Source organism: Nonomuraea sp. NPDC051298 (assembly GCF_055586305.1).
The window spans coordinates 108,123-129,409 of record NZ_JBVJIM010000021.1; the positions used below are offsets into that span (position 1 = coordinate 108,123).

Consider the following 21,287-nt stretch of genomic DNA (forward strand, 5'->3'; position numbering starts at 1 on the left):
TTACCCCCGCAGATCCAGTGCGATGTCCAGGGCCGGCGCTGAGTGCGTCAGCGATCCCACCGCCAGGTAGTCAACGCCAGTTTCCGCCACATCACGGGCCGATTCCAAGGTCAATCCCCCGCTCGCCTCAAGCGCAACCCTGTTTTTCGCCCGATTTTTCACGACATGTACGGCACGCTTCGTCTCCTCGACCGTGAAGTTGTCGAGCAAGATCAACTCGGCCCCTTCGTCCAGAACGGGATCGAGCTGGTCGAGCCGGTCGATCTCCACCTCGATCGGCAGGTCAGGACAGCGCTCCCTGACCGCCCTGAACGCCTCGGCCACCCCTCCCGCGGCCACCACGTGGTTGTCCTTGATCAGGGCGGCGTCCGACAGCGACATCCGGTGGTTGACCCCGCCGCCGCAGCGCACCGCGTACTTCTCCAGCGCCCGCAGCCCCGGCAGCGTCTTACGGCTGTCGCGGACGCGCGCCCGTGTGCCGCTGATCGCCTCGACCCAGCGGCCGGTCAGCGTGGCCACCCCGGACAGGTGCGTGAGCAGGTTGAGCGCGGTCCGCTCGGCGGTCAGCAGGGCCCGCACCGGGCCCTCGACGGTCATCAGCACGTCACCCGCCGCGACCCGCTCGCCGTCCTTGGCCCGCCGCTCGGCCCTGGCCGCCCCCAGCCGGACGAACACCGCCTCGGCCACCGCGAGCCCGGCCACGACGCCGCCCTTGCGGGCCACCACGTCGGCCACAGAACGCCGCCCGGCCGGGATCGTGGCCTGGCTCGTCACGTCACCGGCCTCCTGCAGGTCCTCCTCCAGCGCGCGGTCGATGAGCGCGTCCACCTCGGCCGGATCCAGCCCGGCGGCCGTCAGCTCCTGCGCCAGTCGCGGCGGCATCGCGTCGCCGTGGGGTGTGTACGTCATGCGAAGGCCCTCCTCCGTCAGGGTCACGTCCAGGTGGCCCAGCCATTCGTTGTCGTCGCGCAGGTCGTGGTCCTCGCGCCAGTGTGAGCCGCGCGTCTCCAGCCGGGCCGCCGCCGCGCCGGTGAGCACGGTGGCGACGGTGAGCAGGTTCGTGGCCTCCCACGACTCCGTGCACGCGGGCACCTCGACCGGGGTCCAGCGGGCGTCGCGCAGCGCCCGCGCGGTGTCGGTCAGCGACTCGCGGCTGCGCAGCACGCTCGCCCCCGTGCTCATGTGGGCCTGGATCCTGGGCCTGACCCTCGGGTCCACCAGCCCCTCCACCGCCTCGCCCAGGACCGGCGCACCGGGCGACGGGCGTGCCGCGTGGATGTCCGCCGCGATGCGCTCGGCGAAGACGAGCCCTTCGAGCAGGGAGTTGGAGGCCAGCCGGTTCGCGCCGTGCACGCCGGTGCAGGCGACCTCGCCGCAGGCGTACAGGCCCTCGATCGAGGTACGGCCGCGCAGGTCCGTACGGACGCCGCCGCTGGCGTAGTGGGCGGCCGGCGCGACCGGGATCGGCTGCGTGACCGGGTCGACGCCGTGCTCGCGGCAGATCGCGTAGATCGTGGGGAAGCGGGACTCCCACGTGTCGCGCCCGAAGTGACGGCCGTCGAGGAACATGTGGTCGTGCCCGGTCTCGCGCATCCTGCGCACGATGGCCTTGGCCACGACGTCGCGCGGCGCCAGGTCGGCCAGCTCGTGCACGCCGGCCATGAACCGCTCGCCCTCGTGGTCGACCAGGAACGCCCCCTCCCCCCTGACCGCCTCGGAGATCAGCGGCTGGCGGCCCGTCGAGCCCGCCCCGAGCCACAGCACGGTCGGGTGGAACTGGACGAACTCGAGATCGCGCACCACCGCCCCCGCCCTGAGCGCGAGGGCCACGCCGTCGCCGGTGGAGACCACGGGATTGGTGGTGGCGGAGTAGACCTGGCCCATGCCGCCGGTGGCCAGCACCACGGCCCTGGCGTGCACCGCGCCCACGCCGTCGCGCGCGCCCTCGCCCATGACGTGCAGGGTCACGCCCCTGGCCCGGCCCTCGGCGTCCTTGAGCAGGTCGAGCACCAGGGCGTGCTCGATCACCTCGATCGCGCCGGCGCGCACCGCCTCGACGAGCGCCCGCTGCACCTCGGCGCCGGTGGCGTCACCGCCGGCGTGCACGATGCGCCGCCGCCGGTGCCCGCCCTCGCGGGTGAGCTGCAGCTCCCCGTCGGGCGTACGGTCGAAGCGGGCGCCGCGGGCCATGAGCCGCCGCAGCGCGCCCGGCCCCTCGGTCACCAGCGTGCGCACCGCCCGTACGTCGCACAGCCCCACCCCGGCGACCAGCGTGTCGTTCAGGTGCTCGTCGGCGGTGTCGCGCGGGTCGAGCACGGCCGCGATGCCGCCCTGCGCCCAGCGGGTGGAGCCCGAGGACAGCACGTCCTTGGTGACGACCAGGACCTTGGCCGACGGCTCCAGTTCGGCGTAGCGCAGGGCCGCGGTCAGGCCGGCGATGCCGGAGCCCACGACGACCACGTCCGCCTCGACGGTCCAGCCGGGCGCCGGAGCGGTCAGACGCAGGGGAATCGCCGGTGCACTCATCGGGGGTCTCCTCACTGAGGCGATTTCGTCAACATGACGATAACGCCTGGCGCGGCGCGAACATGCCCCGGGGTGTCCGGTGCCGAGCGCCCCGCGGTCGGGCGCCCTGCGGTGCGGCACTTCAGGCGGTGCGGCGCGCCCGGCGGTGCGGCGCCTCAGGCGGGATTCAGGGTGAGGGTGACGTTGTCGATCAGGCGCGTGCCGCCCACCCTCGCGGCCACCGCGAGCACGGCCACGCCCTCGAAGTCGTCGCCGACCTCCGTGAACGTGGCCGGGTCGACCAGGGCCAGGTAGTCGACGCCGAGGTCTGCCCCGGCCGCGTCGAGCACCTCCTGGGCCGCCGCCCTGATCGTGGCCGCGGTGAACTGGGCCGCCCCCGTACGCAGGGCCCGCGAGAGCGCCAGCGCCACCCGCCGGTCGTCCTCGGAGAGGTAGCGGTTGCGGCTCGACAGGGCCAGGCCGTCGGGCTCGCGTACGGTGGGCACGCCCACGATCTCGATCGGCAGGTCGAGGTCGGTGACCATGCGGCGGATGAGGGCGAGCTGCTGGGCGTCCTTCTGGCCGAAGACCGCCAGGTCGGGACGTACCAGGTTGAACAGCTTGAGCACCACCGTCAGCACGCCGTCGAAGTGGCCCGGCCGGAACACGCCCTCGACCCTGGCGCCCATCTCGCCCGAGGAGATGCCGACCTGGCGGTCGAGCGCGTACATGTCCTCGGCCGCGGGGTGGAACACCACGTCCACACCCTCGGCCCGGCAAGCGTCCAGATCGGCGTCAAATGTACGGGGATAGCGTGAAAAATCCTCGTTAGGGGTGAACTGCAGGGGGTTGACGAAAACGCTCACCACGACCTGGTCGGCGCGGACCCGAGCCTGCCTGATCAGCGACATGTGGCCCTCGTGGAGCGCGCCCATGGTCGGCACCAGCGCCACCGTTCCAGCACGACGCGCCTTGACCAGGTCTTCCCGGTTCCTGGCGACGATCAGATCCATAACTGCCCTCCGAACGCGACGGTCAGGTCCATATATTGCCCCCCAGCGCATCGAGCAGCCGCTCCGCCTCCTCCGGTTTGAGCAGCCCCGCGGCCAGCGCCCGGTCGGCGGTGAGCCGGGCGAGCGCGATGTAGGCGTCGGCGGCCTCGGGGGCCGCCAGGATCAGCGCGTCCACGTGCTTGCGCACGGTGCCGGCGTCACCGCGTACGACGGGGCCGGTCAGCCCCGCGATGCCGAGCCGCAGCACGTTGTCGAGCGCCGCGCCGAGCAGCGGGCCCAGCATCCGGCCCGGGTGCTCGACGCCGATGCCCCGCAGCAGGTCGGACGACTCGGCGATGAGCGTGACCATGTGGTTGGCCGCCCCCGCCAGGGCCGCGTGGTAGAGCGGGCGGTCGGCGTCGGCGATCCACACCGGCTCACCGCCCATCTCGATCACCAGGGCCTCGGCGACGGGCCGCAGCAGGTCCGGAGCCGTGACTCCGTAGGAGATGCCGGTGAGCTTGTTGAGGTCGTCGTCGCGGCCCGTGAACGTCATCACCGGGTGCAGCGCGAGCGGCAACGCCCCGGCCTGGGCCGCCGGATCGAGCACCGACAGCCCGTACGCCCCACTGGTGTGCACCAGCATCTTGCCCTTGAGGTCGGCCCCCGTGCGGGCCAGCCCGTTGACGAGGTCGGGCAGCGCGTCGTCGGGCACCGTGAGCAGAATGAGCTGGGCCGCCGCCACCACCTCGTCGGGCCGGGACGGGGTGACGCCGAGCCGCTCGGCCGCCCATCGCTGCGAGTTGTCCGACACCCCGCTGGCGGCCACGACCCGGTGCCCGGCCTGCGCCAGCGCGGCGCCGAGGGCCGAGCCGACCTTGCCCGCCCCGAGCACACCGACGGCCAGCCGTGCCGGGCGATCGCCTGCGTCCATCACGTCTCACCTCTGTAGAACGCGAATGAGAGCCCCACGGAGCGGACCGCCGCCGTGGGTCTCGGTCAGGCACGATTATGCGGCGGCGGCTCGCTGACGCGGTCATCTCGTCCGTATGGCATCGCCGAACAGAGTAACGGCCTCTCGGAGCGGTGAGCGTGACTGGTGTTTTGCCGCGCGTTGAGTTAACGACAAAAGCGACAAGGGCACACAAAGAGTGCACCCCCTGTCGGAAGAGATGAGGAGAGGGGTTCATCGCAAAGGCAGCGGGCGCCGAGTCCCTGATCGAGACCCGACGCCCGCACGATGTGACCTCTTGGAGGTGCGCCGGCTGGTCGCCCGCCGACTGACCAGCCGGGAGACGAGCCCGGGCCGGCCTGCGCCGGTCCGGGCTCTTTCGTTGCTCAGTGGTGGCTGGGTGCGTAGGCCCCAGCGCCTCCCTTGCAGCCCGCGACCGCGACGCCGATGACGGGGACAGCGTTGCCGCAGACGTTGATCGGGGCGACGATCGGGATGTGGAGTTGGTTGCCGGAGATCACGCCACCGGTGCCGTTGGTGATGTCGGCGTGCGCCGGGGCAGCCAGCGACATCATCGCGACTGCTCCGGTGACGACCATGACCTTCTTCAGCACGAGGGCTCCTCTCAGTTTTGCGGCTCGGACCGCTGGGGTGCTTTGTTCGTGAGCGACCGGCCCCGCCAATTGGGGGTTGGCGCAACGCAATCACTCGCTGACAATGTGTAAACGTTACCGCAAGTTGGCGACTTACGGTAGTCATTTGGTAACGATGCGTGTCGCCCGGAAGTCGTGAGATAGTCCTGGGCATGTGGCTCACCTGGCGCGCCGCAATGGAGCGCGCGCTGTACGGCGACCAAGGTTTTTACCTCCGCGAACGCCCGTCGGGCCACTTCCGCACCTCGGTCAGCGCCTCGTCAGCCTTCGCCGGCGCGGTGCTGTCGCTGCTCGCGGAGGTGGACGCGGAGCTGGGCGAACCCGGCGCGCTCGACCTGGTGGACATCGGCGCGGGCGAGGGCGCGCTGGTCACCCAGGTGCTCGAGGCCGCCGGGCCCCGGCTGCGCGACCGGCTGCGCGTCACGGCCGTCGACCTCTCCCCCAGGCCGGAGGGGCTGCCCGAGCGGATCGCATGGTCCGGCACCCTGCCCGGCGAGATCACCGGGCTGGCCATCGCCAACGAGTGGCTCGACAACGTGCCGCTCGACGTGGCCGAGCAGACCCTCGACGGGCCTCGGCTGGTCATGGTCGACATGCGTACGGGCGAGGAACGCCTCGGCGACCCCCTCCCGCCCGCCGATCGCGAGTGGGTGGAGCGGTGGTGGCCGTTGTGCCGGGTCGGGTGCCGCGCCGAGATCGGCCGCCCTCGTGACGAGGCGTGGGCCTCGGTCCTCATGCGCCTGACCAGCGGCCGGGCGATCGCCGTCGACTATGCACACCCTGTGGACAACCGGCCGCTGCACGGCACGCTGACCGGTTACCGCGACGGTGCGGTGGTGGTCCCCGTACCCGACGGGAGCTGCGACATCACGGCGCACGTCGCGCTCGACGCGTGCGCCGAGGCGGGGCGGGAGGCCGGTGCGATATCCACAGGCTTGTCCACACAGCGCGAGGTGCTGCGGCGGCTGGGGCTCACCGGCACGCGTCCGCCCCTCGACCAGGCCCGCAGTGACCCGCGCGGCTATCTACGGGCCCTGGCGCGGGCCTCGGAGGAGGCCGAGCTGATCGACGCGTCGGGGCTGGGCGGCTTCGGCTGGCTCGTCCAGACCAAGTGAGCCCGCCGGGACCCGCGGGCGGACGACGCGGCGGAACAGGTCGCGGGATTCAGGCGGCGGCGGTCAGGTCCAGCGACTGGAGGCCGCGGATGACGAATCCCGGCTTCCACGACGGCTCCTCGCGCGGCTCCAGCGTCCCCGCCCGGTCCAGCAGCGCGCCGAACGACTCCATCAGCTCGATGCGGGCCAGCGGCGCGCCCAGACAGAAGTGGATCCCGGCGCCGAACGAGATGTGCGGGTTGTCGGTACGCCCCACGTCCAGCCGGTCGGGGTCCTCGAACACCGCCTCGTCCCGGTTGGCCGAGCCGAAGAGCAGGGCCACCTCCGAGCCGCGCGGGATCCGCACGCCGTGCACCTCGATGTCCTCCAGCACCCAGCGCTCGAACATCTGCAGCGGCGTGTCCCAGCGCATCAGCTCCTCCACGGCCATGGGCAGCAGGGAACGGTCGGCGCGCAGCCGGGCCAGCTCGGCCGGGTTCCTGAACAGCGACCACCAGCCGTTGCCCGTCACGTTCACGGTGGCCTCGTGACCGGCGTTGAGCAGCAGGACGCAGGTGCCGACGAGTTCGTCCTCGGTCAGCTCGTCGATCCGGGTGAGCGCGCTGATCAGGTCCTCGCCGGGGGCGCGGCGGCGCTGGGCGGCCAGGGACTTGAGGTAGCCGGCGAACTCCGACGCCGCGCGTACGGCGGTGTGCTGGGCCTCGGGGGCCGGGTTCAGCTCGTACATGCCGCAGATGTCGGCCGACCAGGGGCGCAGCAGGTGGCGGTCGTGGTCGGGGATGCCGAGCATCTCGGCGATGACGGTCACCGGGAGCGGCTCGGCCACCTCGGCGATCAGATCACCGCCGCCCTTGTCCACGTACGCCTCCACCAGGCCCTCGGCGACGGCCCGGACGCGGGGGCGCAGCGACTCGACCATGCGCGGCGTGAACGCCTTGGAGACCAGCCGGCGCAACCGGGTGTGCACCGGCGGCTCCACGTCGAGCATGCCCGCCCTGATCACGCGCCAGAACGGCTCCTGGAACTCGGGATCCGGCGGCCGGCCGAACTCCTCGTGCGTGGCCACGTGCAGGTACGAGCGGCCCAGCCGGCGATCTCTGAGCAGCGCGTTCACGTCGGCGTGGCGCGCGATCAGCCACTGGCCCGTCGGCTCGAAGTAGCTGACGGGCGCCGCACGCCTCAACTCGTCGTACACCCGATACGGGTACGCCACGAAATCCGGATTCCAAGGATCAAAGCCCACTATTGCATCTTAGGAGGATGCTCCTTTGGTCTCGGGAACCTCCTCCGGCTGCTGCTTCGCGTTCCTGCCCCGCATCCGGATGTTGAGCAGTTCCACGATGACCGAGAACGCCATCGCGAAGTAGATGTAGCCCTTCGGGATGTGCTGCTCGAGGCCCTCGGCCACCAGCACCACACCGATCAGCACCAGGAACGACAGCGCCAGCATCTTGATGCTCGGGTGGGTGTCCACGAACCTGCTGATCGGCCCGGAGGCGAACAGCATCACCAGCACCGACACCACGACGGCCGCGATCATCACGCCCAGCTCGTCCACCATGCCGACGGCGGTGATGACGGAGTCGAGCGAGAAGACGATGTCCAGCACCATGATCTGCGCGATCACGGAGGCGAAGGAGGCGGCGGCGGCGTTCCTGCCGTTCTTGCCGTGCGGGGCCTCCATGCTGTGGTGGATCTCCGTGACGCTCTTGCCCAGCAGGAACAGGCCGCCGAGCAGCAGGATCAGGTCGCGTCCCGATATCTCGTGACCGAGGACCTCGAACAGCGGCTCGGTGAGCTGCACCACCCAGGACAGGCCCAGCAGCAAGAGCAGGCGGCTGATCAGGGCCGCGGCCAGACCGAGCACCCGTGCCCGGTCCCGTTGTTCGGGTGGCAGCTTTCCGGCGAGGATGGAGATGAAGATGATGTTGTCGATCCCCAGCACGATCTCCAGGGCGACCAGGGTGAAGAAGCCGATCCAGATCTGTGGATCGGCCACCCAGTCCAGCATCGGGGGTACCTCCATGACTCGGGGCTGACGGGGGTTTCCCGGTAGCAACGAGCCAGGGGCCTCATTAGTTCGCGAAAAATCATGATTCCTGCGGGAGCGCCGAACGGCGGGCGACCTGCGGTCCCGACAACCGCCACGGCATCCGCCAAAACCCGTGCGGCGGGCTGCCGCTGTGGCATCCGTCACGGGCGTCTTCGGGGTGGGAGTGTTATGCGGAGGTTTGTTCTTGGTATAGTCCGCTCGTAGGTCATGAGCGCCAGCGTCAAGCCCCGGCTAGCTGGCCGGCAACCCTCGCGTCCGCGGCGGGGTGCCCCGGGTGAAGACCAGGTCCGCCACGAGGTGTGGCGGGCAAGCGCGGGCTCCGTGGCACTTCCTGGGGTCCGATGACCCCGAGGAGCTTCGCCGTGTCCACACTGACGATCTTCAACTCCACCTCTTCCGCCGAGGCGGACGCGTCCGCGTCCTCGACGAGCCGGCCGATCCCCGCCGTGCTGGGCGCCGACCTCGAGGTGCCGGTCAAGGGCGGCCGGCTGGTCGGGTACGCCAACCTCGACTACGCCGCCAGCGCGCCCTGTCTGGAGCCGGTCAGCGCCGCCGTCACCGCCGCGCTCCCGGCCTACTCCAGCGTCCACCGCGGCGCCGGCTACGCCTCGCAGCTCACCACCGCCCGGTACGAGCAGGCCCGCCACACGGTCAGGGCGTTCGTCGGCGCCCGCCCCGACGACGCCGTGATCTTCACCCGCAACACCACCGACGCCACGAACCTGCTGGCCGGCTGCCTGCCCACGGGCACCACCACCGTGGTCTTCGACACCGAGCACCACGCCTCCCTGCTGCCCTGGCCCGACGCGGTCCGCTTGGCGCCGCCCGCCTTCCCCGGCGAGGCCGTACGCGCCGCCGACGAGGCGCTGGCCGGGATCGACGGGCCCAAGCTGCTCGTCGTCACCGCCGCCTCGAACGTCACCGGCGAGCTGTGGCCCATCGCCGCCCTGGCCCACATCGCGCACCGGCACGGGGCCCGCATCCTGGTGGACGCGGCGCAGCTCGTACCGCATCGGCCGGTCAACCTGACCGCGCTCGACCTCGACTACGTGGCCTTCTCCGGGCACAAGCTGTACGCCCCCTTCGGCGCGGGCGCGCTGGTCGGGCGGCGTGACTGGCTGACCGGCGGGGAGCCGTACCTCAAGGGGGGCGGCGCGGTGCGCTCGGTCGGCGAGGACGTCGAGTGGCACGACGACCCCGAGCCGCGGCACGAGGCGGGCACCCCCAACGTGCTGGGCGCCATCGCCCTGGCCGCCGCCTGCGACGCGCTGACCGCCACCGGCTGGACCGAGTTGGTACGCGAGGAGGAGCGGCTGATCGACCGTCTGCGCTCGGGCCTGGCCTCGATCGCGGGCGTACGCGAGCTGTCCCTGTGGGGGGACGATCACCCGCGGGTCGGCATCGTGTCGTTCACCGTGGCCGGGTACTCGGCCCGTGAGGTGGCCGAGGTGCTGTCCGGCGAGCACGGGATCGGGGTGCGCGACGGGAAGTTCTGCGCGCACCCGTTCGTCCGGCACCTGCTGGGCGCCTCCGACGGCGGCTGCGAGGACGACACCGCCTCCGCGGTACGGGCCTCGATCGGCATCGGCAGCACGCAGGAGCACGTGGACCGGCTCATCGAGGCGGTGCGAAACCTGGTCGCCCGCTGACGGCGAACGGCTCGGCGGCTCGACGGCTCGACGGCTCGACGATTCAGCGGCCCAGGCGGCTCAGCGGTTCGGCGGCTTGTGGTGCTGGGGCGGCTCGTCGGCCACGAGGGCGTCGATCTCCCTCATGTCCTCGTCGTCGAGCCTGCGCGAGGCAGGCGCGGCGGGCTGCCTGGGCACGTCCGGCCGCCTCCCGTGCGTCGTGGCCCCGGCGGCCGTGTCGTCTCCCCGCGCCGTTCCGCCCGCGGCGGTCCCGCCCGCGGCGTACGCTCCCGGCGGGTACACGACCGGCTCCTCCCCCTCGGCGGCCCGACGTTCGGAACGCCTGCGGAACATCCGGGCGAAGATGCCGTCCACCCCGATACGCCCACCGCCCAACGCCAGGAACAGCAGGCAGAGCGCGCCCAGCGCCCCGGTCAGCTCCCAGCCGCCGTTCTCGACCATGACGCCCTTGCCCCCGTGCACGAAAGCGATCGCACCGAGCATGGCCAACAGCAACAACAGCGCCACCGGGCGCACCAGCAACCCCAGGATCAACAGGACGCCGCCCACGACCTCGACGAGGGTCGTGTACCCGGCGGTCAGCTCGGGCATCGGGATCCCCATGTCCCTGAAGTCCCGCGAGGTGACGCTCTGACCGCCCTGCCACTTCTGCCAGCCGTGGGCCACGAAGATCACGCCCGTCGCGATCCGCGCGATCAAACCCGCGACATCATAAACAACTCTCTTCATGGTGTTTCCTCCCCCGTTCCCGGCTATTACTCCCCGTGTCCGGCTTCGGGATGCGTTTCCCTACCATCTCTTGACCATCCCCCGCGCTGGCTCGCCACCGCGGGCGGTGGCAGCATTGCCATATGACGGAACGTGTGGTCGGAATCGGCGCGGGCGCGAAAGAGCTGGCCACCGAGGACATGATTCTCAACATCGGCCCCCAGCACCCGTCCACCCACGGGGTGCTCAGGCTCCGGCTGACGCTCGACGGCGAGCGCATCGCCACCGCCGAGCCGATCATCGGCTACATGCACCGGGGCGCGGAGAAGTTGTTCGAGGTGCGCGACTACCGTCAGATCATCATGCTCGCCAACCGGCACGACTGGCTCTCCGGCTTCGCGAACGAGCTGGGCGTGGTCATCGCCGCCGAGCGGCTGCTGGGCATGGAGCCGCCGGTGCGGGCCGTGTGGGCGCGTACGCTGCTGGCCGAGCTGAACCGGGTGCTCAACCACCTGATGTTCCTCGGCTCCTACCCGCTCGAACTGGGCGCGATGACGCCGCTGTTCTACGCCTTCAACGAACGCGAGCGCGTCCAGGCCGTCATGGAGGAGATCTCCGGCGGGCGCATGCACTACATGTTCAACCGGGTCGGCGGGCTCAAGGAGGACCTGCCGCTCGGCTGGCTCGACCGGGTGTCGGAGACCGTCGCGGAGACCCGGCGCAGGGTGCCCGACATCGAGAACCTCATCCTGCACAACGAGATCTTCATCGCCCGCACCAAGGGGGTGGGCGTGCTCACCCGTGAGCAGATCATGCAGTACGGCGTCAGCGGCCCCATCGCCCGCGCCTCCGGGGTGGACTTCGACCTGCGGCGCGACGATCCGTACCTGGCCTATCCCGAGTTGCCGGTGACGGTCGTCACGCGCGACGCCGGCGACTGCCACGCCCGCTTCGCGGTCCTGCTCGACCAGCTCAAGGTCTCGCTCGACCTGGCCGACGCCTGCGTCGAACGGCTGCGCTCGCTGCCGCCCGGCCCGATCAACCAGCGGCTGCCGAAGGTGCTCAAGGTGCCGGAGGGCCACACGTACGCGTGGACGGAGAACCCACTCGGCATCAACGGCTACTATCTGGTCTCCAAGGGGGACAAAACGCCGTGGCGGCTCAAGCTGCGCTCGGCTTCCTACAGCAACATCCAGGTACTGCGCGAGATGCTCCCCGGGCACCTCGTGGCCGACATGGTGGCCATTCTGGGCTCCATGTTCTTCGTGGTGGGGGACATCGACCGGTGAAAGCGGGGGAACGCGACAAATACGTCGACTGGCTGCGCGCACTGAGCCTGGTCGTCGTGGTGGTGTGGCACTGGGCCTTCACGATCCTGCAGTGGAAGCCGCACGGCCCCGAGGCCACCAGCCCGCTGGGCTTCACCTCCGGGCTGTGGATCCTGACCTGGCTGCTGCAGGTGCTGCCGCTGTTCTTCTACGTCGGCGGGCACGTGCACCTGCTGTCCTGGCAGCGGGCCAAGGAGAGCGGGGTGGGCATCGGGGCGTTCGTGCTGCGGCGCATGCGGGCGCTGGCATTACCGGCACTGTTCCTGTGCGGGGTGTGGATCATCATCGGCGCGGTGGTGACGTCCACCTTCCACGTGGACTGGATGTGGCGGGTGGTGGTGCTGGTGCTCAGCCCGCTGTGGTTCCTGGCCGTCTACCTGATGCTGATCGCGTTGCTGCCGGTCGCGCTGTGGCTGCACCGGCGCTACGACGTACTGGCCCTGATCTGGCTCGCCGGCGCGGCCCTGGTGGTCGACGTCGTACGTTTCCGCTACGGCATCGAGGGCGTCGGCTGGTTCAACATGATCATCGTCTGGGGGCTGGCCCACCAGGCCGGGTTCTTCTACGACCGGGTCGTGGCGCTGCCCAGGCGCTACGACTTCGCCCTGCTGTGGACGGGGTTGTTCGCCCTGATCGGGCTCGTCTACTCGGGCATCTACCCGGGCTCGATGGTCGGGGTGCCCGGTGACAAGTGGTCGAACATGGCGCCGCCCACGTTCGTGATCGTGGCGCTGCTGCTGTTCCAGATCGGGCTGGTGGAGGTGCTGCGCCCGGCCATGGAACGGGTGCTGGCGCGGCCGCGCTGGGCCAGGGCGAACGACTTCATCAACCGGTACTCACTGCCGCTGTTCCTGTTCCACACCACCGGGATGGCGATCGCGCTGGGGCTGTCGTGGTGGTTGTTCGGCACCCTGGGCGACAAGATCCCGCCCGACCTCAAATGGTGGCTGGAGCGGCCGATCGCCATCATCGGCCCCCTCATCTGCACGGCTCCCGTCATCTACCTCTTCGGCCGCCGCACTCCCGCGCGGCGGACGCGGGACACGGAAGTCGGCGGGTCCATCAGCTCGAGGCATGGCTGACCGGGAGCGGGACGACGGGCACTAGTCGCGCTTGTCACGCTTGTCGTGCTCGTCGCGCTCCTTGGGGATGCGGCAGGAGTGCTCCAGATAGAGGGCGGCGCAGACCAGCGCGACACATGACACGAACGAGCCCGCCGCCACGAAGAACTCGCCACGCGGCGTCGCCCTGTCGAGCATCTGCGCCGTGTAGAGGGCGAACCCGGCGAAGATGCCGCCGAACAGCGCCCCCGCGTACGCCGACGCCTTCGCCAGCGCCGCCAGCCGGGCCACCGACAGCGGCTCCACCGGCTTGGTGCCCGGCTTGCGGGCGATCCTCGCCTTGGTCGCCCAGCCGCTGTACGCCTCACCGAGGGCCAGCAGCAGCACCGTGGGGATCGCGGTCCACGGCATGACCGGCAGACCCGAGTAGACCGGCCTGATCGCCACCCAGGTCAGCAGGGCCACGACGACGACGATGCCGACCAGGGGGCCGGGGTGGGTGGGTTTCAATCGGGCCTCTGCAGCTTCAGGTCGGGGCGCAGGTGTATCCCCTGCCTGTCGAGCCCTTCCAGCAACTCCGACACCAGGCCGCGCCCGGGAACCACACCCTCGGGGTCGGCCATGGACCAGGGCACGAGCACGAACGCGCGCTCGTGGCACCGGGGGTGCGGCAGCGTGAGGTCGGGGTCGTCGCAGACGGTCTCGCCCACCACGATCAGGTCGATGTCGAGGGTACGCGGCCCCCAGTGCTCCACGCGTACGCGGCCGAAGGCGTTCTCCACGCCCTGCGCCCGCTCCAGCAGCGTACGCGGCTCCAGTGTGGTCTCGGCGACCACGATCGCGTTGAGGTAGGGGCGCTGCCCGCCGGGCCCGCCCACCGGCGCGGTCTCGTAGACGGGCGACGCCTTGACGAACTCGAGCCCGGGGGCGTCGAACAGGGTGTCCACGGCCTCCTGCAGCGTACGGAAGCGGTGGCCCAGGTTGCTGCCGAGAGAGAGCACGACCTTCATCCGCGGCTCCGCTCGATGGTCACGATCACGTCGTCGAACGGCAGCGGGATCGGCGCCGCCGGCTTGTGCACGCTCACCTCGACCTTGTGCACCAACTCGCTGGCCAGGCACACGTCGGCCAGGCGCTGCGCGAGCGTCTCGATCAGCTCGACCGGCTCGCCCGCCACCACCTCGGTCAGCGCCTGCGCCAGCTCCCCGTAGTGGACGGTCTTGGTCAGGTCGTCGCCGGCCGCGGCCGGGGCGGTGTCGAGGAACAGCGTCGCGTCCACCACGAACTCCTGGCCCAGCTCCCGCTCGGCGGCGAGCACACCGTGCCGGCCGCGGGCGCGCAGGCCCTTGAGAGCGATGCGATCAAGGCTCAAGCTCGCTGTCCTCCTCCTCTTCGTCGTCTCCCTGGAGCACCGGCGAGCCGTGGTGCATCCACAGCCGCCAGCCCTGCGGGGAGCGGATGTAGACGTTGCTGGCCACCACCTTGCCCGCGGCGAAGCTGGCCTCACCCTCCTCCCCCGCGGTCAGGATGTTCTCCACACAGGTGAGGACCGCCACGTCACCCAGCACGGTCGTGCTGACGTCGGTCAGCACGAACTGGATGTAGGTGGTGTTGGCCATGATCAGGGCCCACGACCGCAGCACCTCGGACCGGCCGGTCAGCATCGTCCAGCCCGGATGGACGCAGCTCACCTGGTCGTCGGGGGAGTCTTCGGCCCAGATCTCGGTCATCTTGTCGAGATCGCCGCTCTCGATCGCGGCGTAGAACTCCTGGTTGACCGTCTCGATGGCGGCGGTGTCGACGCTCATGTGCCAGCTCCGGCTCTCTTCCATGCGGCGGCCACGCGCACGGCATCGGCGTTGGGACCTACCTCGTGCACGCGTACGCACCAGGCTCCGGCGTGCGCGGCCAGCGCGGTCACGGCGAGCGTGGCGTCGTCGCTGCGGCTGAACGGCCGCGGCGTGCCGTCGGGACCGGCCAGCAGCCGGCCCAGGAAACGTTTGCGGGAAGCCCCGATGAGCAGGGGATAGCCCAGCTCGGCCAGGCGCGGGATGCCGGCCATCAGGGCCCAGTTGTGCTCGGCGTTCTTGGCGAAGCCGAGGCCGGGGTCGAGCACGATCTGCTCCTCCGCGACGCCTTCGGCCAGCACCAGGTCGACCCGCTTGGCCAGCTCTTCACACACCTCGGTGACCACGTCGGCGTAGACCGCGCGGGAGTACATGTCGTGGCTGTGCCCGCGCCAGTGCATCACGACGTACGGGACGCCGGTCGCGGCGACCACGCGGGGCATCTCGGGGTCGGCCAGGCCGCCGCTCACGTCGTTGACGAGCTGCGCGCCTGCCTCGACGGCGGCCTTGGCGACCTCGGCGCGCATGGTGTCGACGCTGACCGGCACCCCCTCGGCGTGCAGCGCCCTGATCACCGGGACGACCCTGGCCAGCTCTTCCTCCAGCGACACCCTGGCCGCGCCGGGACGGGTGGACTCGCCGCCCACGTCGACCAGGTCGGCGCCCTCCCGTACCAGGTCAAGGCCGTGCTGGATGGCGATCGCCGGGTCGAACCACAGCCCGCCGTCGGAGAACGAGTCGGGTGTCACATTGACCACACCCATGACGAGGCACCGCTCCGCACCTCCCGGCACGTTGATGGGCACGCTAGTCATGGGCCAAGCCTAGGCGCTTCCCCACACCTGCTGACATCGTGGGTACCCCGTTCGGTCTTCGGCGGCGTCTGCGGCGGGCACGTGGACGGGGCTCTTCAGCGGCCGCCCAGGATGAGCGCCATGGCCTCGGAGCGGGTCTTGTCGCTGGTGCGGAAGTCGCCGCGGACGGCCGAGGTGACCGTCTTGGCGCCCGGCTTGCGTACGCCGCGCATCGTCATGCACAGGTGCTCGGCCTCGACGACCACGATGACCCCGCGGGGCTCCAGGACCCGCATGAGCGAGTCGGCGATCTGGGAGGTCATGCGCTCCTGCACCTGGGGGCGGCGGGCGAAGATGTCGACCAGGCGGGCCAGCTTGGACAAGCCGGTGATCTGGCCCCTCTCGTTGGGGATGTAGCCCACGTGGGCCAGCCCGTGGAACGGGACGAGGTGGTGCTCGCAGTTGGAGTAGACCTCGATGTCGCGGACGAGCACCATCTCGTCGTGATCGACGTCGAAGACCTTGTTGAGCACGTCTTCCGGCGCCTGGCCGAGCCCGGAATACTGCTCGGCCATGGCGCGGGCGACCCGGGCGGGGGTCTCGATCAGGCCGTCACGGTCGGGATCCTCGCCGATGGCGTAGAGGATCTCGCGTACGGCCTTCTCGATCCGCCCGAAGTCGACGTCGTGCTGTGTCACGCACTGTCCCCTGACGGCAGCGCGTCCTGGTGACCCGAGGTGAGCGAGCCGTTGGCCGACTGCTCCTTCGGCGTCAGGATCGGCGGACGGTCGGAGGGCAGCCGCTTGCCGTAGCCCGCGTAGGACGGGCGGTGCGCCTTGATGACCACCGGGGCGAAGATCTGCAGCACCTGATCGCGGGAGAGGGTCTCCTTCTCCATGAGCTCCAGCACCAGGTTGTCGAGCACGTCGCGGTATTCGACCAGGATGTCCCATGCCTGGTCGTGCGCCGTCTCGATCATCCGGCGGACCTCCTCGTCGATCGTGGAGGCGATCTTCTCGGAGTAGTCGCGCTCGTGGCCCATCTCGCGGCCCAGGAAGACCTCGGCCTGCCCGCTGCCGAACTTACGGGCGCCGAGCTGCTCGCTCATGCCGTATTCGGTCACCATGCGGCGGGCGACGGCCGTGGCCTTCTCGATGTCGTTGGAGGCACCGGTGGTGGGCTCGTGGAAGACGAGCTCCTCCGCCGCGCGACCGCCGAGCAGCATCGCGAGCTGGTCCATCATCTCCGACCTGGTGGCCAGGAACTTGTCCTCCATCGGCAGCGTCATCGTGTAGCCGAGCGCTCGCCCACGGGACAGGATCGTGATCTTGTGGACCGGGTCGGAGTTGGGCAGCGCGTGCGCCACCAGCGCGTGACCGCCCTCGTGGTAGGCGATCATCTTCTTCTCCTTGTCGGACATGACCCGCGTCTTGCGCTCGGGCCCTGCCATGACACGGTCGATCGACTCCTCGAGGACGTCCATCGTGATCAGCTTCTGGTCGGCCCGCGCGGTGAGCAGGGCCGCCTCGTTGATCACGTTGGCCAGGTCGGCGCCGGTGAACCCGGGGGTGCGGCGGGCGATGACGTCGAGGTCGACGTCGGGCGCGAACGGCTTGCCGCGGCCGTGCACCTTGAGGATGCCCTTGCGGCCCTCGAGGTCGGGACGGTCGACGGTGACCTGCCGGTCGAACCGGCCTGGACGCAGCAGCGCCGGGTCGAGGATGTCGGGCCGGTTGGTCGCGGCGATGAGGATCACGCCGCCCTTGACGTCGAAGCCGTCCATCTCGACGAGCAACTGGTTGAGCGTCTGCTCGCGCTCGTCGTGACCGCCGCCCAGGCCGGCCCCGCGGTGGCGGCCGACGGCGTCGATCTCGTCGATGAAGATGATCGCCGGGGCGTTGGCCTTCGCCTGCTCGAACAGGTCGCGAACGCGCGAGGCGCCGACGCCGACGAACATCTCGACGAAGTCGGAACCGGAGATCGAGTAGAACGGCACGCCGGCCTCACCGGCGACGGCACGGGCCAGCAGCGTCTTGCCGGTGCCGGGCGGGCCGTAGAGCAGCACGCCCTTGGGGATCTTGGCGCCGATCGCCTGGAACTTGGCCGGGGCCTGCAGGAACTCCTTGATCTCCTGGAGCTCCTCGATGGCCTCGTCGGCGCCCGCGACGTCGGCGAAGGTGGTCTTGGGGGTGTCTTTCGTGATGAGCTTGGCCTTCGACTTGCCGAAGTTCATCACCCGCGAGCCGCCGCCCTGCATCTGGTTCATGATGAACAGGAAGATCAGCACGATGATGACGATCGGCAGGAGGCTCACGAGCAGGCTCAGCAGGACGTTTTCCTGCGGCACCTCGGTCGTGAAGCTCTTGGTCTTGCCCGCGTCGACCTGAGCCTGCAGCTCATCGGTCAGCTTGCTGCCGTAGCCCGTGACCCAGTCGGACTGGATGAGCTTGGTCGGGGTGTCGCCGGGCTTGACCGGGACCGGGTTGACCAGCGTCACCTCGATCCGGTTGTCCTTGTCGACAATCTTGGCGTTGCTGACGTTTCCGGCGCGAATCTGCTGAAGGACCAAGGACGTGTCGGCCGATTTGTAGTTTCCGCCGCCACTCCACAACTGGGTGACGAGGAGGAGCAGCACGACGATGCCCAGGATCCACAGCAGTGGCCCACGTGTAAATCGCTTGAGATCCATCCGATGCGGAACCCCTTGCGGGCCCGTCCCTTCCTGACCATGGCCTGGAACCCCGGGCACGCCCGGGGCCGCGGCATCCGACCGCGACTTCTGACTACCCGAAGGGGACGCGCGGTCACCCTCCCGGAGTCTGAAGGTACACCGGCAGAGCGCACGGAGGGACCCGCCCGCTACACCGGTCTTGCCCTATCAACGTACGTCACGATGCGCGATGTTCCCGGCCATGGCGGAGAGTGCTACTTGTAAACGTGCGGGGCGAGCGTGCCGATGAAGGGAAGGTTGCGGTAGCGCTCGGCATAGTCGAGCCCATAACCGATGACGAACTCGCTGGGAATGTCGAAGCCCACGTATTTCACGTCGATCGGCACCTTCACCGCGTCGGGTTTGCGCAGCGCGGTGCAGATCTCCAGGGACGCGGGATTGCGCGACTTCAGGTTTTCCAGCAGCCAGTGCAGGGTCAGGCCGGAGTCGATGATGTCCTCGACGATCAGCACGTGACGATTCAGGATGTCGGTGTCGAGGTCTTTCAGCACGCGTACGACACCGGACGACTTGGTGCCCGCGCCGTAAGACGACACCGCCATCCAGTCCATCTGCACCGGCACGTGCAACGCCCTGGCCAGGTCGGCCATCACCATGACGGCGCCCTTCAGCACGCCCACGAGCAGGAGCTCCTCGCCCGCGTAATCCTCGTCTATCCGCCCGGCAAGCTCTTTGATCTTGGCCTGGAGCTCGTCCTCGGGAATGAGCACTTTTTCCAGGTCATTGCCCATGTCGGCAGCGTCCACCTGTGGTTCCTTACGGGATGGGACTGATGGCGAATATCAGGGTGCCATACCGGCGGATCGCGGACAGACCCCCGGGCAGGTCCACGGCTTTCTGCCCGCGCCAGTGCGTGACCAGCCGGTCCACGGCCAGTACGTGGCCTGCGGACAGGGCTCCGGACGGCGCACCGGCGACGATCGCCGCGCGCCGCAGCACCCGCCGCCTGACGGCGTCGGGCAGCTTCTCCACTTCGGCCACCGAGAGCCGTACCGACGCGCCGATATCGCTAAGAGCGCAATCCTGGTACGCCGATTCGGCCCACTGATCGAGGGCGTCCGCGTCCTGTCGCGCCAGCGCGGCCGTCCTCGCGAGCGCCTCGGCCACTCCGGGGCCCAGTTCCTCCTCCAGCACGGGCAGCACCCTCCGGCGCACGCGCACTCTCGTGTAGCGGGAGTCCTCGTTGTGCGGGTCGTCCCACGGGGTGAGCCCCTGGGCCCGGCAGGCGGCCACGGTGGTGGACCGGGGGAGGCCGAGCAGCGGCCGCCGATAGCGGCCGGCGACGGGCGCCATGCCCGACAACGACCGCGGGCCGCTGCCCCTGGCCAGGCCGAGCAGCACGGTCTCGGCCTGGTCGTCACGGGTGTGGCCGAGCAGCACGACCTCCGCTCCCAGCCGGTCGGCGGCCCGCGCGAGCGCCGCGTACCTGGCCTCGCGCGCCGCCGCCTCCGGACCGCCCGCCGTGCCCACCGCGACGGTGAGCACCTCGGCAGGGGTCAGGCCCAGCTCGATCGCCAGGGCGGCCACGGTCTGGGCCCGCCGGTCCGAGCCTGGCTGGAGCTGGTGGTCGACGGTCAGGAGCCCGGCGCGCAGGCGCATGCGGGGCGCGACGAAGGCCAGCGCGGCGGCCAGGGCCAGCGAGTCGGCCCCGCCGCTGCAGGCGGCCAGCACCAGCGCGCCCTCGGGGACGTCGGCCAGCGCCTCCCGCACGGCGCGGCGGACGTCGGCTACGGCTGGCTGAGGGCCCACGGGTGCCATTGTCGCGGCTCGCCCCGCCCCACCGCCAACACCCGGGCTCCCGGGTGGTCAGGCGGGTGGTCAGGCGGGGAGGGCGGGGGTGCCGATCACGCGGCGGACCCAGGCGTCCGGGTCGGCGATCTCGGGGGTCGTCGGCAGGGTCTCGGGCGACGTCCAGACCTTGTTGAAGCCGTCCATGCCCACGCGGTCGACCACGGTCCGCACGAACGCCGACCCCTCCGCGTACTGCTTCATCTTGACCTCGATGCCCAGCAGCCGCCGCACCGTGCGGTCGAGGCGGGAGCCGCCCTCGCGGCGCTGGGCGAACTTGGCGCGGATGTCGGCCACCGAGGGCACCACGGACGGGCCCACCGCGTCCATGACGTAGTCGCCGTGGCCCTCCACGAGGGTCATCACGGCGGTCAGACGGTCGAGGATCTCCTTCTGGCCCGGCGACTGGATGGCGTCGATCAGGTTGCCCTCGCCGCCGCGCACCACGTCGGCCACCGTGTCGGCGGCGTTGCGCAGGCGTTCGAGCAGGGTGGGCAGGTCGAGGTCGGAGGCGAGCAGGAACTCGGTCATCTGCGAGCGCACGTATTCGCGCAGCCACGTCACGCCCGTGAACTGCACCCGGTGCGTCTCCTCGTGGAGGCAGACCCAGAGGCGGAAGTCGTGGGGGTGGACGCCCATCTCGCGCTCGGCGTGGACGATGTTGGGCGCGACGAGGGTCAGCCGCCCCGCCGCCTCCTGCCCCGTGGGGTCGGGAGGGAGGAACAGCTCGTACTGCCCCAGCACGCGGGAGGCGAGGAAGGCCAGCACGGCCCCGACCTCGACGCCCGTGATGCGCGAGCCCACGGCCGTGACGATGGCCGGCGGCTGGTTGGGGCCGCTGCCCATGCGCTGCGTGAGCGGCTCGAGCACCACGCGGAAGCCCTCGACGTTCGCCTTGATCCAGCCGGGCCGGTCGACGATGGTCGCCGGCTGCGGCGCGGTCTCCGTGTGGATCTTGGTGAACTGGCGCACGTGGCCCTCGGCCTCACGCGACAGGGTGCGGAGCTCGGTGACGGCCGCTCTGGCCTCCTCCCGGCTCACCTGAGGGCCGGGGCGCACCAGGCGCGTGCCGGTCGTGACGGCCAGATCCCAGTCGATCACCTGCATAACG

At 70.5% G+C, this 21,287-nt stretch carries 21 protein-coding genes and 1 riboswitch; of the genes, 4 read left to right on the top strand and 17 right to left on the bottom strand.

The annotated features are described in order from the left end of the window. The 4 genes from ACZ6S0_RS40415 to ACZ6S0_RS40430 all read right to left on the bottom strand — a co-directional run bounded on the left by ACZ6S0_RS40415 (nucleotide 1) and on the right by ACZ6S0_RS40430 (nucleotide 5,063). The gene (locus ACZ6S0_RS40415) at nucleotides 1–2,526 is read right to left on the bottom strand and encodes an L-aspartate oxidase (RefSeq protein ID WP_465924617.1); all 2,526 of its coding nucleotides are present in this window, start codon (nucleotides 2,524–2,526) and stop codon (nucleotides 1–3) included. 155 nt (nucleotides 2,527–2,681) lie between these two features. Then, nucleotides 2,682–3,518, bottom strand: coding sequence for a pantoate--beta-alanine ligase (gene panC, locus ACZ6S0_RS40420; RefSeq protein ID WP_465924618.1), 837 nt, complete (start codon nucleotides 3,516–3,518; stop codon nucleotides 2,682–2,684). Between the two features lie 22 nt (nucleotides 3,519–3,540). Continuing rightward, on the bottom strand, nucleotides 3,541–4,431 hold the full coding sequence (locus ACZ6S0_RS40425; protein ID WP_344888577.1) for a Rossmann-like and DUF2520 domain-containing protein: 891 nt from the start codon (nucleotides 4,429–4,431) through the stop codon (nucleotides 3,541–3,543). Nucleotides 4,432–4,835: 404 nt separating this feature from the next. Then, a complete protein-coding gene (locus ACZ6S0_RS40430; RefSeq protein ID WP_465924619.1) occupies nucleotides 4,836–5,063 on the bottom strand; it encodes a chaplin family protein in 228 nt (75 codons plus the stop codon). A gap of 191 nt (nucleotides 5,064–5,254) precedes the next feature. Between ACZ6S0_RS40430 and ACZ6S0_RS40435 the strand changes: the two genes are divergently transcribed. Further along, entirely contained in the window at nucleotides 5,255–6,217 is a 963-nt protein-coding gene (locus tag ACZ6S0_RS40435; protein ID WP_465924620.1) for an SAM-dependent methyltransferase, read from the top strand. Between the two features lie 49 nt (nucleotides 6,218–6,266). On the opposite strand, the gene ACZ6S0_RS40440 is transcribed toward ACZ6S0_RS40435, so the two are convergent. Next, complete coding sequence (locus tag ACZ6S0_RS40440) at nucleotides 6,267–7,430, bottom strand: cytochrome P450 (protein WP_465924621.1); 1,164 nt, start codon at nucleotides 7,428–7,430, stop codon at nucleotides 6,267–6,269. Between the two features lie 39 nt (nucleotides 7,431–7,469). Continuing rightward, the gene (locus ACZ6S0_RS40445; protein WP_465924622.1) at nucleotides 7,470–8,228 is read right to left on the bottom strand and encodes a TerC family protein; all 759 of its coding nucleotides are present in this window, start codon (nucleotides 8,226–8,228) and stop codon (nucleotides 7,470–7,472) included. 245 nt (nucleotides 8,229–8,473) lie between these two features. Continuing rightward, a riboswitch (SAM riboswitch) is annotated at nucleotides 8,474–8,589 on the top strand. 43 nt (nucleotides 8,590–8,632) lie between these two features. Here ACZ6S0_RS40445 and ACZ6S0_RS40450 point away from each other — a divergent pair. Further along, complete coding sequence (locus ACZ6S0_RS40450; protein WP_465924623.1) at nucleotides 8,633–9,919, top strand: aminotransferase class V-fold PLP-dependent enzyme; 1,287 nt, start codon at nucleotides 8,633–8,635, stop codon at nucleotides 9,917–9,919. A 60-nt stretch (nucleotides 9,920–9,979) separates the two neighbouring features. Here ACZ6S0_RS40450 and ACZ6S0_RS40455 read toward each other — a convergent pair whose 3' ends face one another. Further along, on the bottom strand, nucleotides 9,980–10,648 hold the full coding sequence (locus tag ACZ6S0_RS40455) for a DoxX family protein (RefSeq protein WP_465924624.1): 669 nt from the start codon (nucleotides 10,646–10,648) through the stop codon (nucleotides 9,980–9,982). A 122-nt stretch (nucleotides 10,649–10,770) separates the two neighbouring features. Between ACZ6S0_RS40455 and ACZ6S0_RS40460 the strand changes: the two genes are divergently transcribed. Then, nucleotides 10,771–11,916 carry an NADH-quinone oxidoreductase subunit D gene (locus tag ACZ6S0_RS40460; RefSeq protein ID WP_465924625.1) on the top strand — a complete coding sequence of 382 codons (1,146 nt, stop codon included), beginning with the start codon at nucleotides 10,771–10,773 and terminating at the stop codon, nucleotides 11,914–11,916. Beyond that, on the top strand, nucleotides 11,913–13,037 hold the full coding sequence (locus tag ACZ6S0_RS40465) for an acyltransferase family protein (protein WP_465924626.1): 1,125 nt from the start codon (nucleotides 11,913–11,915) through the stop codon (nucleotides 13,035–13,037). The genes ACZ6S0_RS40460 and ACZ6S0_RS40465 overlap by 4 nt, the downstream gene beginning before the upstream one ends. A 21-nt stretch (nucleotides 13,038–13,058) precedes the next feature. Here the strand turns inward: ACZ6S0_RS40465 and ACZ6S0_RS40470 are convergent, their stop codons facing one another. The 10 genes from ACZ6S0_RS40470 to ACZ6S0_RS40515 form a co-directional block, all read right to left on the bottom strand. Beyond that, entirely contained in the window at nucleotides 13,059–13,526 is a 468-nt protein-coding gene (locus tag ACZ6S0_RS40470) for a DUF3180 domain-containing protein (protein WP_465924627.1), read from the bottom strand. After that, complete coding sequence (gene folK, locus ACZ6S0_RS40475; protein ID WP_465924628.1) at nucleotides 13,523–14,026, bottom strand: 2-amino-4-hydroxy-6-hydroxymethyldihydropteridine diphosphokinase; 504 nt, start codon at nucleotides 14,024–14,026, stop codon at nucleotides 13,523–13,525. Before folK ends, ACZ6S0_RS40470 begins: the two co-directional genes overlap by 4 nt. After that, entirely contained in the window at nucleotides 14,023–14,388 is a 366-nt protein-coding gene (folB, locus tag ACZ6S0_RS40480) for a dihydroneopterin aldolase (RefSeq protein ID WP_465924629.1), read from the bottom strand. Before folB ends, folK begins: the two co-directional genes overlap by 4 nt. Next, the gene (locus ACZ6S0_RS40485; protein WP_465924630.1) at nucleotides 14,378–14,824 is read right to left on the bottom strand and encodes a nuclear transport factor 2 family protein; all 447 of its coding nucleotides are present in this window, start codon (nucleotides 14,822–14,824) and stop codon (nucleotides 14,378–14,380) included. Before ACZ6S0_RS40485 ends, folB begins: the two co-directional genes overlap by 11 nt. Then, the gene (folP, locus tag ACZ6S0_RS40490; RefSeq protein ID WP_465924631.1) at nucleotides 14,821–15,678 is read right to left on the bottom strand and encodes a dihydropteroate synthase; all 858 of its coding nucleotides are present in this window, start codon (nucleotides 15,676–15,678) and stop codon (nucleotides 14,821–14,823) included. The genes ACZ6S0_RS40485 and folP overlap by 4 nt, the downstream gene beginning before the upstream one ends. A 95-nt stretch (nucleotides 15,679–15,773) precedes the next feature. Next, on the bottom strand, nucleotides 15,774–16,355 hold the full coding sequence (gene folE, locus ACZ6S0_RS40495; protein ID WP_465924632.1) for a GTP cyclohydrolase I FolE: 582 nt from the start codon (nucleotides 16,353–16,355) through the stop codon (nucleotides 15,774–15,776). Then, nucleotides 16,352–18,346: an ATP-dependent zinc metalloprotease FtsH gene (ftsH, locus tag ACZ6S0_RS40500; RefSeq protein ID WP_465924633.1), complete on the bottom strand. Its 1,995-nt coding sequence runs from the start codon at nucleotides 18,344–18,346 to the stop codon at nucleotides 16,352–16,354. The genes folE and ftsH overlap by 4 nt, the downstream gene beginning before the upstream one ends. A gap of 236 nt (nucleotides 18,347–18,582) precedes the next feature. Then, entirely contained in the window at nucleotides 18,583–19,134 is a 552-nt protein-coding gene (gene hpt / locus ACZ6S0_RS40505; protein ID WP_344888532.1) for a hypoxanthine phosphoribosyltransferase, read from the bottom strand. A 10-nt stretch (nucleotides 19,135–19,144) separates the two neighbouring features. Then, nucleotides 19,145–20,146: a tRNA lysidine(34) synthetase TilS gene (gene tilS / locus ACZ6S0_RS40510; RefSeq protein ID WP_465924634.1), complete on the bottom strand. Its 1,002-nt coding sequence runs from the start codon at nucleotides 20,144–20,146 to the stop codon at nucleotides 19,145–19,147. A 60-nt stretch (nucleotides 20,147–20,206) separates the two neighbouring features. Beyond that, on the bottom strand, nucleotides 20,207–21,283 hold the full coding sequence (locus ACZ6S0_RS40515; protein ID WP_344888526.1) for a zinc-dependent metalloprotease: 1,077 nt from the start codon (nucleotides 21,281–21,283) through the stop codon (nucleotides 20,207–20,209). Nucleotides 21,284–21,287: the final 4 nt, after the last annotated feature.

Coding starts and splice junctions, on each gene's coding strand:
- tilS (WP_465924634.1), bottom strand. CDS start 20,146: ATGGCACCCGTGGGCCCTCAGCCAGCCGTAGCCGACGTCCGCCGCGCC.
- ACZ6S0_RS40485 (WP_465924630.1), bottom strand. CDS start 14,824: ATGAGCGTCGACACCGCCGCCATCGAGACGGTCAACCAGGAGTTCTAC.
- folP (WP_465924631.1), bottom strand. CDS start 15,678: ATGACTAGCGTGCCCATCAACGTGCCGGGAGGTGCGGAGCGGTGCCTC.
- panC (WP_465924618.1), bottom strand. CDS start 3,518: ATGGATCTGATCGTCGCCAGGAACCGGGAAGACCTGGTCAAGGCGCGT.
- ACZ6S0_RS40515 (WP_344888526.1), bottom strand. CDS start 21,283: ATGCAGGTGATCGACTGGGATCTGGCCGTCACGACCGGCACGCGCCTG.
- ACZ6S0_RS40425 (WP_344888577.1), bottom strand. CDS start 4,431: ATGGACGCAGGCGATCGCCCGGCACGGCTGGCCGTCGGTGTGCTCGGG.
- ACZ6S0_RS40455 (WP_465924624.1), bottom strand. CDS start 10,648: ATGAAGAGAGTTGTTTATGATGTCGCGGGTTTGATCGCGCGGATCGCG.
- ACZ6S0_RS40435 (WP_465924620.1), top strand. CDS start 5,255: ATGTGGCTCACCTGGCGCGCCGCAATGGAGCGCGCGCTGTACGGCGAC.
- ACZ6S0_RS40415 (WP_465924617.1), bottom strand. CDS start 2,526: ATGAGTGCACCGGCGATTCCCCTGCGTCTGACCGCTCCGGCGCCCGGC.
- ACZ6S0_RS40445 (WP_465924622.1), bottom strand. CDS start 8,228: ATGCTGGACTGGGTGGCCGATCCACAGATCTGGATCGGCTTCTTCACC.
- ACZ6S0_RS40460 (WP_465924625.1), top strand. CDS start 10,771: ATGACGGAACGTGTGGTCGGAATCGGCGCGGGCGCGAAAGAGCTGGCC.
- ftsH (WP_465924633.1), bottom strand. CDS start 18,346: ATGGATCTCAAGCGATTTACACGTGGGCCACTGCTGTGGATCCTGGGC.
- folK (WP_465924628.1), bottom strand. CDS start 14,026: ATGAAGGTCGTGCTCTCTCTCGGCAGCAACCTGGGCCACCGCTTCCGT.